We start from the raw sequence: 13269 nt of genomic DNA on the forward strand, positions 1-13269 counted from the left end.
AGATAGATTGGGGAGTTATTTTTCCACCTCTAAAAATCCAAATCCCATTGAGGAAAGACTCCCAGCACCAGCTTCATACATCAACTTCATCAATTCTAAGGGAGCAGAAATCCTGATTCTACACATAAAGCCTCGCACGCAGGTTTCTTGAGAAGTGTCAGCCTTTATCTTTACTAAAACAGACTTTGGCTGATTCAAAACCTCTAAACAACAATCTTCCGCATAAAAAGGACATTCAGTTTCAAAAAACAAAGAGTACTTTTCTATAAGGCCTTTAAATAATATATACGGAGCAGACACATCTGTAGGAGACAAATAGTCAACTTTTCTTCCACCCTGACGAAGCTTCAAACACATTGGCGACAAAGTCCGAAACGTCATCTCTTCCGCAAATTCGGGAGGAGGCATTACCTCTACATTACGCACGATAAATTGTACAACCGATTTCCGGTCACCAATCTCAAACACCTGATCCATGAACACCCCTTGGATAAAACTTTGAGTGCTTTTCTCCGGCAAAAAACTAATCTGCCACTCTACCGTATCCGACAAAATAAGCATCCGTCCTTCTTCACGCAATATTTTATATCTTTCTACATCAAAGCGAGAAAAAGAAAAAAATTTGAATGTCTTTCCACTCTCCATACGATAACCATTCTCATGGAGCCAAGTAGCATAATCTTTATCTGCACGTGCCAAGATTCTATATATTGCAGCCGACTGTTCATATTGATAATTAATAGGTAATCGGTTACCAAATGCTCTTTTATTGACTTCTAATTGTAATTTAAACCGCATATGTCCTTATTTATAATAAATGTATCTCTTTTATTATATTTTCCATTGAATCACTACACAATGCCTGCAACTCGCCCTCAGTCATAATCGACTCGGATAAGGCACGACGCACCATTCTATGATAGCGCTCCGCTTTATCTGTTAAAAGGTATCCCCCCCATCCTTCTTCCAATTTATTTTTCTTGATGCATTCATCAAAAATATGATTATAATAGACCTCTGTTATCACATGCAAATCTTTTGCCCGATGTACAAGGGCGGCTACAGACATACCATAAGCATTCTTCAACTCCACAAGTTCTTCAAGTGAAAGGGTTGAACGTTTTTTTCCAAAAGCTTCGTAAGCCATCTCCATTGGAAATAGTAGTGCCGAGGCAAAACGATGACAATATTTCTCTTTTGTACGTACATCCAGATTTTCCAGAAAACGAAACAAGACATGACCTAATTCATGCAAAGCAGTAAAACGTTTTCGTTCCACTGTCACATTGCGTTGATTCAATACGACAAAAGGAATCTTCCGATTTGCCCATCCACTAAGCCCGTCTACACTTTCATCTAAATCCAATTCTATCACTTTTACACCGGCACTTTCCATCATACGACAAACCGACGGAATGGCATCTCTCCCTAAATTCCATTTTTTCCGTAGAACTCCGGCTGCGGTTTCCATATCATCAATAGAAGTATATCGCGTAGAAGAGAAAGGAGGCTGAAAGGAAGTAAGCATACCCATTTTATCTTCCAAACATAAATATTGCTGCAAATAACGATTGACCTCGGTTTTAATAGCCATCTCTTCTTTTGCAGACAACAACTCTCCACGACGAAAATTCCATCCATCAATCTTTACTGGTAAATGTGATTGGAAGTTGAAAGATGACACACGATAAACTTTCAATAATGCATCTAACACTTGAGATGAAGGACGCATCTTTCCTGTTTCATATTTAGACAATGCCTGTTTGGAAACCAAGCGATTCAGTTTCTGACAAACCTCATCCAATGTCAAGCCACGCATTCTACGCATGTTTTTCAAGTCCTCAGGTTTCATTTCAATTATCAGTTCTTAGTATATAGCCCTATCGGTTTACAAATATATAAAATTTTGAAAATCTTATCAACCAAAATCATTTTTATTGACTAAATTCGGTCACAATTTCCCCCTTCAAAAAAACGCAAGTACATTCCAACCCAAACACAAGTGCGTTTGAAGTAAAACACAAGTGCGTTTCAACCAAAACGCAAGGACGTTTGAGTCCAAACGCAAGTGCGTTTTGAAGTGGTCGACAAAGGTCTTCAAAAATCTACATAAGTCTACATAAGTCTACATAGTTCTACATTCCGCAAGCCGCACAAAAAAGGCTGCCACACCCGAAGGTAATGACAGCCTTTCGCAATCAAAATCTAAAACTAATCAACAAGAGGGAATACAAAACCCTTGCCATCGTTATCGTCAAACTCGGCTCCGGAAGGAAGAGACAAATGCTTGGCATTGTTGCTCCAGTCCCAAAGCTTGGTTTCATCGTCTGTAATTTCACCCGTGTCCTTGTCGCGCTTCTTGCCGTTCAACGGATAATACAACACCAGATTTTCGTCAGCTCCGTCTACCATCTTCCACATGAACTGCTTCAGCTGCTGCGGGGTACGGGCCGTTTTCCAGAAACGTATCTCACGCACCAGCTCATTGGCACCGCCAATCCAGAAACCCACCAGCCCGTAAGGACCCGTACGGATTTCACGGTCGGCCACCAGCTCGCCGTTCACATACACATAGTTCTTCTTCCCGTCGTACACAAACGAAAGCATGTACCACGTATCGGGCTGAGCTGAGAACACATCGGCAGGCACGTCAATCTGGGAGTTACCGGTCTTTATCTGCAACTGGTTCGGACGGATGGTCACGTCGCCGAAACGGGGATAAATCTCATCGAGAGCTCCCGATCCGGATACCAGCTTGGTTCCACAGATGGAACGGTTGTTCTGATAGTAGGAGCTGCGGTTCACCATCACTTCCATAGTCCACTGGTCTACTTTGAAGTCATCCGGGAACATCTTGCTGTCTTCACTGCCGGAACCGTTTATGCGCAGACATTTGGTGTTGATGCGCTGCTCCAGTACAATCAGTGATTCGGATTCTCCGGAAATGACCGGCACCGTACCCCCGTTCAGCTTCACGGGCAACGCATAGCTTCCCTGCAAGGAGAACTTCACGTTTTTCAGCTTTACGGGCAGAAACTGGGAGGTCTGTTTGGAGTCGAACACGACTTCCCGGCTCACTTCGTACATCTCTGAAGGGAGCATCAGGTAGTTGGTGCCGTGCTTCTTGTTATACGCCTCCAGCTGCGACGCGTTGCCCGCCTCCACCGTCACCGTTCTGGATTCTTGTTCCTGCTGCACCAAGCCTACAGTGATGGATTTTACTTCTACTTCCTTTCCTTCTTCCACGAAAACCTGCGACGATTCTCCACCTTTTATATAGGCTCCCTGTGATGCCTGATACTCGCTGGCCGCGTCTTTATATAATTCATTCTGGCAGGAGCTGACCAGCAGACTGCCGGCCAGAACTCCCAAATACACTATTTTCTTCATAATTCAATTTTTATTCAAACTTACCCGGATAAACTACATTTCCCAAATTCAAGGCTTCTTTCAGCCACTTATAAGGAGGATCATTGGCAAAATCATATTCCATGTGATAGGTACCGATTCCTCCGATACGCTTACCGCTGGGGAGGTCGAGGGTGGCATAATCGAAAATCTGACGGCCTTCCGGATAGGCATTGATTTCTTCACGTACACTCGTATAGTCTGGCACTCCTCCAGTCCGCCAGCCTTGCTCGAATTCCACGGTAATGATGGTCTTACGCTCCCAGTCTTCCAGGTGCGGCTGGGTAATTTTACGAATCACGCTTCGTGTAGACCGCTCCCAATAAGCTTGGTAGATGTAATGATCAATATACTTGGAAGCTTCCGCAGAAAGTTTCTCCGGCTGTCCGTCCATCACCAACAGTCGTCCTGCCGGACGCAGACGGTCGGAAAGAGCCTTAATGAATACAAACATCTGGGTATTTCCGCTATTTTCCGAAATCTGGTCGGAATTGGCCATCGTACCGGAGTGACCGTAGTTAGGTTCATAATCAATGTCGAAACCGTCCAAGTTGTATTTCTCGATGGTGTCGCAAATGGCATTGGCGTAGGCCTTCACTCCTTCCACGAAATCACCTTTGCCTTTTTCACCCACCCAATAGTTGGTAGGATCTTGCCCCGGAGGAGTCATCTGGTCGCCCAGGCTTTGCACAATCCAACACAGAAGGGCTTTTCCGCCTTTCACTTCCTGGAAGAACTTCAGGTCTTTCTTCTGTTCTTCTGAAAGATTGCCACGGGTTCCCCACAGGGATACGAAATCCACACTGTCGGGCAGCATCTTCAGGTAGTTCTGTGCATTGCTTCCTCTTCCGGTCCAGTTGCCGAACCATCCGAAACCTTTCACGTGAGGGGTCTTGCGGTATTCCCGGAGTTTGGCAAAATATTCCCGCATGGTAGGGGTCAGGTCGGCTTCCGATTCCGCTTCCAGCAACGGGATGTATTTCTCCAGTCCCTGCTGGTTTTCGAATACTTCTCTTTCGGGTATGTTCCAGTCGGAGCAACCCACGAAGCCTGCCACTACCAGCAAGGCCCCGATATATTTCATGATGTTTTTCATCTCTTGGTGCATTTAAACATTTTAGCAGATTAATCTTTATTTCGGTTGTTTAGGTCGATTGTCGCGTACCCACCACAATTTGGTCGCTCCCTGGTCGTCTCCACCTAACAGAGTAGGCACATCCGACATGTTGGGGTTCGTACCATATTCCGCCGGAGCAAAACGGAAACGTTCAGGAGTCAGAGCATCTTCCGACGCACCGATACTTGCATAGGCTTTGTCATAAGCCGGCTTGAGCAGATAAGGATAACCCGTGCGACGGTATTCGGTCCAGGCTTCTACGGCATTGGGATAAAGTGCCAAATATTTCTGCGTGATGATTTTCTGCAATTTCATCTCCTCCGTATCCGCGTCGTTCCATTTTGGAGAAACATTTCCCGTAGAGAGCACACAAGCGTACTGATAATTATAAGGTAAAGTATAGGCTTTGACGTCCGACGGCAGCTGAGTGCCTTGCAAGTAAGAAGCGACTCCGCTCACCCCGTTTTCTTCGAACGACTTGGTCACGCCTTCTTCGTACAAAGCTTTCGGATCGCCTGCCGTAAGTTGATATAGCGCCGCTTCTGCTTTCAGGAAAGAGACTTCCGACGCACGCAACCAGAACAAAGGAGAGGCTGCACTGACCTTAGGCTTGGAAGCTCCATCCTTGGCACGGTCATTCAGCGGATTGTTGTTCGTGGGAGGAAGGGCCACAAAACGGCTACCCGAAACCGTGGTGAAATAGCTGGCCAGACGCGGGTCCTTATACCCTTGCATATAGGCCCAGATGGTAGCTCCCATACGGCATTCTCCGTAATCTTCCACTGTAGGCAGCATGGAGTTCATCAGCGGCAGTTTATCTGTACTTTGGATTTTGGCTTCCTGCGCCATGTTCTCAATCACACCGCCATGCGACGGATCGAGCGCATACGTCACATATTCCTTGGCCAGCTCCATGTCCTTGAAATGGACACGTACCGCCATACGCAGCATCAATGAGTTGACCAGACGGGTCCAGTTCTGCGGATTACCGTCATAAATCACGTCATAAGAGGAAAGAACCTTTGTAGCCGTACCGCCCAGCACCTGCGAAGCTTCTTTCAGGTCGGCCAGCATGGCCTTGTATACTTTGTCCTGAGCGTCCAGCTTGGGGGCAATGTCTCCGTTGCCGGCATTGGTGTACACAATGGGGCCGAACACGTCGGTGGCACGGAGCCAGCCCATCACCTTGACGATGTTTGCCACGGCCTGTACTTCCTTGTCGGCCGGATCTTCAGACTCCTTCGTGTGCTTGTAAATGTCGTTCCACGCACGGAACAGCTTTGAATAGAAATTCTGGTAGGCGTAACTCATACGGCCGTCCGTAAAGTTCCAGGTGGCCTCCGTGTTGAAGTTCCAGTTGTTATTCATGCCCCAGTAGCCGATATAGTTTCCGGCCGACATGATATCTGTGTTGGCCAGGTCGTTACCCGGTCCGGTCGATTCCGTGGGAGAACCGATGGGAATCACCAGCTTCTGCATATCCAGAAAGGGAGCTCCATACAGCAGTCCACCCTGTTTCATTTCTTCTTCTGTCACCCCGTAGATATTCGTATTGATCTTCTCATAGTTGCAAGAAGCCAGTGCCAATACAGATAATGCGGGTATCAAATATTTTCTTATCTTCATATTGTTTCGGTTTTTCATAAGTTGTTAGAATCCAAATTTAAGGCTCACTCCATAAGTCCGCTGACTGGGCAGCATGAAATAGTCATATCCCTGTCCGAACGTACCGGTAGAGGCTGTCAGTTCCGGGTCGAATGGAGCCTTGTTGTAAATCATCCAAAGGTTCGTACCATAGACGGAAAGGCTGACATTGTGGAACGAAGTGCCCTTGAACCAGGAGTTGGGGAACGTATAGCCCAGACTGGCTTCCTGAAGGCGGACATTCGTAGCCGAATAGACATTGTAGGCATCCAGGTTGACCACAGATTCGTAATAGTCTTTCGGACGTACGGGCACGTTGCCCACCATCACCTTTCCGGCATCACGGGCGTCTGCCGAAGCCTGCGACACACCGAACTGGTCGAGCACGGCCTGTGTTTTTGAAATGACGATACCACCCAGACGGGCTGTCACCAGGAAGTTCAGGTTGAAGCCCTTGTAAGAGAAGCCGTTTCTCCAGCCCAGGTTCCACTTGGCGTTGACGCTTCCTAACTTATAAGGTTCGGTCGATTCCGTAGTAATGGTCTGTCCTTCATTGTACACGATATAGCCGTCCTGGTCGCGCTTCAGACGTTCTTCAGCATAGATGGTACCGATTTCTCCTCCTTCGCGCAGACGGAAACGTCCCACCTTGATGTCGCTCAGGTCAAGGGTTTCTCCAGTTACCGGATTCTTCACGTCTGATGCCAGTTCGATAATCTTGTTGCGGTTGGCCGTGGCCGTCAGCGAGGTGCTGTAAGAGAAGTTACCGAATGTCTGGTCGTAACCCAAAGTCAGCTCGATACCGCGGTTTTCCACGTTACCGGCCTGTACAAACATGTAGTCATAACCCGAAGTTTCCGACAGTTTGGCCTGCAACAGCTGGTCGTAGGTGTTCGACTTATACAAGGTCACTCCCAACGAAACAGTGTTGTTCAACCACTTGGAGTCGATACCGATTTCATACGAACGGGTTCTTTCGGGTTTCAGTTCCGGAAGCGGATAGTATTTGAACGGTTTGATGACTCCTCCTTCAATGGAGTGTGTAATCGTGCCGGGAGTCAGCCCAGTATACGGAATCGGTGAACCTACCTCGGTATAAGAAGCGCGTACCTTCAGGAAGCCCAGTACCGGAGAGATAGACTGGCGCAGGTTGTCCGACAACAAATCCGTCACAATGGCCGACAGACCTACTGACGGATAGAAAATCCACGGCGACTTGCTGTTGACCAGCTGCGAAGGCTTGTCGGCACGTCCGGTCAGGGTAAGGTACACCGCCGATTTCCAGGAGATTTCGGCCGAACCGAACACACCGATGTTCATCTTCCGGCTGTCTCCTCCCGTCTGTGAAGGCACTCCGGTAGAAGGGTCGATGTTGTCGTAGGCAAACTTGTTGGGGATGAGCAGCAGCTGTCCGCCGTAGCCTCTTCCCTTCGTATCGTATTCCTCATAAGAAGCACCCACGTTGACATTGGCAAAGAAATCGTTGGCAAAAGGTTTGGACAAGTTGGCCATCACGTCGGCATACTTCTGACGGAAGGTCTCACTGGAATAGATATAACGTCCCAAAGGCTTGGCAAACGTACCATGAGTAGAAGCGTAACGCTTGTCTTCTCTTTCGGAATAGGTGTTGTCCAGACGGCCGCGGGCAGTCACGTTCAGGTAATCTGTGATATCGTACTTCAACGAAGCATAAAGCATGTAGCGGTCTTTCACCTCCGGACGGATGTTGCGGTAGGCCACCCAGTAGGGATTCTGCACTGCCATACCGAAATCGCCCGGTGCCCACGACTGCACGTTGTAGCCCAGTTCGGCATCGTAGCGCTCAAAATATTTCTCCTTGCTGAAATCCTCTCCGCGCGGATACAGATACGCCCCCAGAATCGGGTTGAAATACGTACCGTAAGACAGCATGTTGTTGGCGTATTCACGTACATAGCTGGCAGACACGTCCATGGTCAGCTTGTCGTTGAAGAACTTAGTGGTGTTCCGCACCATGGCATTGTAACGATGGTATTTGTTGTTCGGCACAATACCCTTCGCATTGACCGCCGAGCCCGACACATAGGTCTGGTTCTTGTCATTGCCCACCGACAGGTTGAACGAGTTGGTAAAAGTCGTTCCGGTATTGAAAAAGTCGGCCGGATTGTAAGAAGAAGGCGTTGCCAGTTTATCACCCCACGAAGCGGCCTCCCCGCTCACATTGCCATACGTGTTCTGGAATCTCGGCAGCACAAAGGCTTTTGAAAACTCTGCCGAAGAAGACACATTGACATTCACTTTGCCGGCGGCTCCTTTCTTGGTGGTAATCAGAATGACTCCATTGGCCGCACTGGCTCCGTAAAGGGCAGCAGCCGAAGGACCGGTCAGCACCGACAGGCTTTCAATGTCTTCGGGATTGAAGTTGGCAATACCTTCACCCGAGGTACGTCCCGAGCCGAAACCTGTTCCGTCGCCCGAGCGGTCGGCCTGGTTACCCATCGGCACACCGTCTATCACATACAACACGTTGTTGTCTCCACTGATGGACTTGTTACCACGCATCACCACGCGCGTACCTCCACCTACACCCGAAGCGCTGCGCTGGATATTCACACCGGCCACCTTTCCGTTCAGGCTGTTTACGAAGTTGGCGTCCTTCACCTTTGTCAGTACATCGTTCTTCACTTCCTGCACGTTATAGCTCAAGGCTTTCTGGGAGCGCTTGATACCCAAAGCAGTCACCACGACCTCGTCCAGCAGTTCCGAGTCTTCCTTCATGACCAGCACACCCAGTGCCTCTTTCGACGAGACCGTCAGACTTTTATAACCTACATAGGAAATTTCCAACAGGGAACCCTCAGCGACCGACAACGTGAAGTTTCCGTCCATGTCGGTAATCGTACCGTTGCTGGTTGCTTTTTCCAGCACACTCACCCCTACCAGAGGTTCTCCATTCGCGTCTACGACGGTTCCACTGACTGTGATTTTGTTGGTTTGCGCCGATACTTGCACGGAAGGCTCACCGGCCCCTCTCGGCAAACTGGCATACGCTGCGTTTCCTCCCTGACTTATCAGTAACAGAAATAGCAGTTGAGTAGCTCTTTCTATTTTCATAGATGATTTAAGATTTAGTTGGACATTAAATAGTTATCACATTTTAAGGCTCACGACAACGGTCAAGGTGCAATCGTCCTTTGCGGGACAATGCAGACATTGGCCAGCCATCAAGAACCGGTTAAAATTCTAGTTTGTTTTTGTGGCAAAACGGGTGTAGAAAACCTGTACAGGTACTTACCTTTACTGCATCCTACAGCTCAGGCAGGCATCTGTCCTATTTGCCCGTTGCTTCTTTCCAGTAAAAGAAAGAGGCATTCTCTATCCTCTAAATAATTGACATAAAGGCTCACATCAGGTAGCCTGCGAAATGATTTTTCTCTATAGTTTAGCTTAAGCTTGCGTTGTTTGTGTCTGTATAAATAAAATTTTCAGTTTTATCGGGCTGCAAAGATATGCGTTTTTTATAAACTACAAATCTTTAGATAAGATTTTTTTCTTTTGACACGAGAGTTTTCAAAGAAAAAGAGGAAACCAACTGGCCAATGCTCGTTGATTTCCTCTTTTCTGTGATTCCGCTGCGATTCGAACGCAGGACCCACGCCTTAGAAGGGCGTTGCTCTATCCAGCTGAGCTACGGAACCATCCTTAATAGTTGTGCTGCATTCAAGTGATTCCGCTGCGATTCGAACGCAGGACCCACGCCTTAGAAGGGCGTTGCTCTATCCAGCTGAGCTACGGAACCATCCTTAATTGCGGCGCAAAGGTATGCTTTTATTTTGAATTATACAAATTATTCCGTAAGTTTGTCTGAAGAAACCAAGAAATTCACTTTACACATGGAACAGCATCCCCAGCTTTTAGTCTACAAGGCGTCTGCCGGTTCCGGCAAGACTTTCACGCTGGCCGTACACTATATCAGACAATTAATCGAAGACCCGTATGCGTACCGACGAATTTTGGCGGTGACATTCACCAACAAGGCTACGGCGGAAATGAAAGAGCGCATTCTGGAACAACTGTATGGAATTGCCACAGCCGACAAAGGCTCAGACGGTTACCTGAAGGAAATACAGAAAACCTCGACCAAGTCGGTCGAAGAAATCCGGGAGGCGGCACGCGAGGCCTTGCGGCACATGATTCATGACTACAGCCGTTTCCGCATCGAAACCATCGACTCGTTTTTCCAGTCGGTGATGCGCAACCTGGCGCGGGAGCTGGAGCTGGGGGCCAACCTGTCCATCGAGCTGAACAATACGGAGGTGCTGAGCGATGCCGTGGATGCCATGATTGAAAAGCTGGACCGCCGCTCGCCGGTGCTCTACTGGTTACTGGAATACATCGAAGAACGGATTGCGAACGACCGGCGCTGGGATGTGTCGAAGGATATCAAGAGTTTCGGACAAAACATCTTTGATGAGAATTATATTGAAAAAGGAGAAGGACTACGCAAAAAACTGGCCGACCCGAAGTTCATTCCGGCGTATCGGGAGGAACTGAAAAACATCCGCGAAGAGGTACTGGAATTTATGAAGGGATTCAGCGACCAGTTTACGGGACTGCTTGAAATGCACGGACTGACACCGGCGGACTTGAAAAACGGCTCGCGGGGCATCGGCAGTTATTTCAACAAACTGGCCAATGGAAAACTGAGCAGCGACATCCGCAATGCGACCGTGGAGAAGTGTCTGGAAAGTGAAGAGAACTGGACCACGAAGACTTCTTCCCACCGTGACGAAATCCGTTCGCTGGCGGCCTCGGAACTGATACCGTTACTGGAGGAAGCGGAAAACCGACGTCCGCAGAACAGCTTGCTGCTCAACTCGTGCGACCTCTCGCTGCGTTACCTAAATAACCTGCGACTGCTGGCGCACATTGACGAGGAAGTGCGGTTGCAGAATCAGGCGCACAACCGTTTCCTGTTGTCGGACACCAACGCCCTGCTCCACAGCCTGATTCGGGAAGGCGACGCTTCGTTTGTCTACGAAAAGATTGGTACCACCATCGACACGGTGATGATTGATGAGTTTCAGGACACCTCACGCATGCAATGGGAGAATTTCCACCTGCTCTTGCAGGAGAGTCTGGCGCAGAAGGAAGGCAGCCTGATTGTGGGCGACATCAAGCAGAGCATCTACCGCTGGCGAAGCGGAGACTGGAAAATCCTCGCGGGACTGGGGCACGACCGGAGTTTCCGCATCAAGGAATGTACACTCGATACGAACTGGCGAAGCGAGGCACGTATCATCCACTTCAACAACGAGTTTTTCACGGCGGCCTGCCAGACATTGAACCGACGGTATCAGGAGGAACAGGGTACGCCTTGCACGCAGCTGGAACAGGCGTACAGTGACGTACGACAACGTTGTGCCAAGAAAGACGAGAAAGGGTTCGTAAAGGTGACTTTCTTGCAGGATTCCAAGGAACGGCCTTATGCAGAGGCCACCTTGCAACTGTTGGCCGAGGAGGTGGAACGGCTCACAGCAGAAGGCATCCGCTTAAACGAGATGGCCATTCTGGTGCGCAAGAACCGGAGTATTCCCGATATTGCAGCTTATTTTGACGAGCATACCCCCTACCGTATCGTATCGGATGAGGCTTTCCAGCTGAATGCTTCTTTGGCCGTGAACATGCTCATCGACGGACTGCGTTACCTGTCTTCGCCCGAAGACCGCATTGCGCTGGCGCGTCTGGCGGTAGCTTATCAGCAGGAGGTGTTACAAAAGAATATCAGCCTCAACACGGTGCTGCTCAATGACCCTAAAAATTACTTACCGGCAGACTTCTTGCTACAGGCAGACTCGCTCCGTTTCATGCCGCTCTACGAGTTGCTCGAAAAACTCTTCGTGCTGTTCGACATGGAGCGCATCGAAAAACAGGATGCGTATCTCTATGCGTTCTATGATGCAGTGACGGAATACATGCAGAACAACTCGTCGGAGCTGACGGCTTTCATCCGGTTCTGGGACGAGAAGCTGAACACGAAAACCATTCCTTCGGGCGAAATCGACGGCATCCGCATCCTGTCCATCCACAAGTCGAAGGGCTTGGAATACCATACGGTGCTGTTGCCGTTCTGCGACTGGAAGATGGAGAACGAAACGAACAACCACCTGATATGGTGCAGCGTGGCGGGCACGGGAAAGGAAACGGACATTCCGCCATTCAACCGCTTGGACATCGTGCCGGTAAACTACTCAAGCGCCATGGCGGAATCAGTGTACCACGACGATTACCTGGAGGAAAAGTTGCAGCTGTGGGTGGACAACCTGAACCTGCTTTACGTGGCGTTTACACGTGCCTGCAAGAACCTGATTATTTTTGCCAAGGCAGGACAGAAAGGTACGGTATCGGAACTGTTGTACGACAGTCTGCCGCTGATGCAGGAGGTAGAACTGCCGCTTGCGCAGGAAAATCCGGAAGACGATGCGGTGGGCGAATACGGAGAACTCTGCACGGCTCACGACGAGAAGAAGGCGGGTAAATCCAACCAGCTATCCTCGCCTAAGGAGGGAGTTCCCGTGAAGATGGAAAGCATTGAAACGCACATCGAATTCAAACAATCGAACCGTTCGGCCGACTTTATCCAAGGGGATGAGGCAGAAGACAGCCGCGGACAGTACATCCGTCAGGGACAGCTGCTGCACCAGGTGTTTGCCCACATCGAAAAGGCGGACGACCTATCGCCTGCTTTGGAACGGTTGAACTTCGAGGGTATCTTCGAATCGGAAAAACAGATGAAGCAGGTGGAAGCGCTGGCCCAACGGGCTTTGCAGCATCCAGCTGCCAAGGACTGGTTCAGCGGCACGTGGGAACTCTACAACGAATGTGCCATTGTGTACACCGACGAGAAGGGACAGATGCAGACGCGCCGACCCGACCGCGTGATGCGGAAAGACGGGCAGGTGGTTGTGGTAGATTTTAAGTTCGGAAAGAAGAACGAAAGCTACCGCGCACAGGTACAGGAGTATATGGACCTGCTCACGCAAATGGGCTACACCCACATCCGGGGATTCCTCTGGTATGTGTTTGCCAACGAATTGGAAGAAGTGACGCTTCCGGCTTGA

At 49.1% G+C, this 13269-nt stretch carries 7 protein-coding genes and 2 tRNA genes; 1 reads left to right on the forward strand and 8 read right to left on the reverse strand.

Annotation, left to right across the window (positions count from 1 at the left end; all coding sequences use genetic code 11):
* Nucleotides 1-15 precede the first annotated feature (15 nt).
* From cas6 to H6A28_RS10100, 8 genes are all read right to left on the reverse strand, one after another.
* Complete coding sequence (gene cas6 / locus H6A28_RS10065; RefSeq protein ID WP_204480106.1) at nucleotides 16-798, reverse strand: CRISPR-associated endoribonuclease Cas6; 783 nt, start codon at nucleotides 796-798, stop codon at nucleotides 16-18.
* 10 nt (nucleotides 799-808) lie between these two features.
* Nucleotides 809-1852, reverse strand: a complete 1044-nt coding sequence (locus tag H6A28_RS10070; RefSeq protein WP_204480108.1) for an XRE family transcriptional regulator — start codon at nucleotides 1850-1852, stop codon at nucleotides 809-811.
* 359 nt (nucleotides 1853-2211) lie between these two features.
* Nucleotides 2212-3390: a BT_3987 domain-containing protein gene (locus tag H6A28_RS10075; protein ID WP_204480109.1), complete on the reverse strand. Its 1179-nt coding sequence runs from the start codon at nucleotides 3388-3390 to the stop codon at nucleotides 2212-2214.
* A gap of 10 nt (nucleotides 3391-3400) precedes the next feature.
* On the reverse strand, nucleotides 3401-4504 hold the full coding sequence (locus H6A28_RS10080) for an endo-beta-N-acetylglucosaminidase family protein (protein ID WP_204480111.1): 1104 nt from the start codon (nucleotides 4502-4504) through the stop codon (nucleotides 3401-3403).
* Nucleotides 4505-4540: 36 nt separating this feature from the next.
* The gene (locus H6A28_RS10085) at nucleotides 4541-6151 is read right to left on the reverse strand and encodes a SusD/RagB family nutrient-binding outer membrane lipoprotein (RefSeq protein ID WP_204480113.1); all 1611 of its coding nucleotides are present in this window, start codon (nucleotides 6149-6151) and stop codon (nucleotides 4541-4543) included.
* A gap of 24 nt (nucleotides 6152-6175) precedes the next feature.
* On the reverse strand, nucleotides 6176-9262 hold the full coding sequence (locus tag H6A28_RS10090) for a SusC/RagA family TonB-linked outer membrane protein (protein WP_204480119.1): 3087 nt from the start codon (nucleotides 9260-9262) through the stop codon (nucleotides 6176-6178).
* Between the two features lie 510 nt (nucleotides 9263-9772).
* Nucleotides 9773-9846 (reverse strand) — tRNA-Arg (locus H6A28_RS10095).
* Nucleotides 9847-9873: 27 nt separating this feature from the next.
* A tRNA-Arg gene (locus H6A28_RS10100) sits at nucleotides 9874-9947 on the reverse strand.
* Nucleotides 9948-10008: 61 nt separating this feature from the next.
* On the opposite strand from H6A28_RS10100, the gene H6A28_RS10105 reads away from it, so the two are divergent.
* Nucleotides 10009-13269, forward strand: coding sequence for a UvrD-helicase domain-containing protein (locus tag H6A28_RS10105; RefSeq protein ID WP_345944564.1), 3261 nt, complete (start codon nucleotides 10009-10011; stop codon nucleotides 13267-13269).

The organism is Bacteroides mediterraneensis, assembly GCF_016900355.1.
GTDB lineage: Bacteria > Bacteroidota > Bacteroidia > Bacteroidales > Bacteroidaceae > Phocaeicola.

Excerpts from the sequence above, each read along its gene's own strand:
- cas6 (WP_204480106.1), bottom strand. The coding sequence starts at position 798 with ATGCGGTTTAAATTACAATTAGAAGTCAATAAAAGAGCATTTGGTAAC.
- H6A28_RS10070 (WP_204480108.1), bottom strand. The coding sequence starts at position 1,852 with ATGAAACCTGAGGACTTGAAAAACATGCGTAGAATGCGTGGCTTGACA.
- H6A28_RS10075 (WP_204480109.1), bottom strand. The coding sequence starts at position 3,390 with ATGAAGAAAATAGTGTATTTGGGAGTTCTGGCCGGCAGTCTGCTGGTC.
- H6A28_RS10080 (WP_204480111.1), bottom strand. The coding sequence starts at position 4,504 with ATGAAAAACATCATGAAATATATCGGGGCCTTGCTGGTAGTGGCAGGC.
- H6A28_RS10085 (WP_204480113.1), bottom strand. The coding sequence starts at position 6,151 with ATGAAGATAAGAAAATATTTGATACCCGCATTATCTGTATTGGCACTG.
- H6A28_RS10090 (WP_204480119.1), bottom strand. The coding sequence starts at position 9,262 with ATGAAAATAGAAAGAGCTACTCAACTGCTATTTCTGTTACTGATAAGT.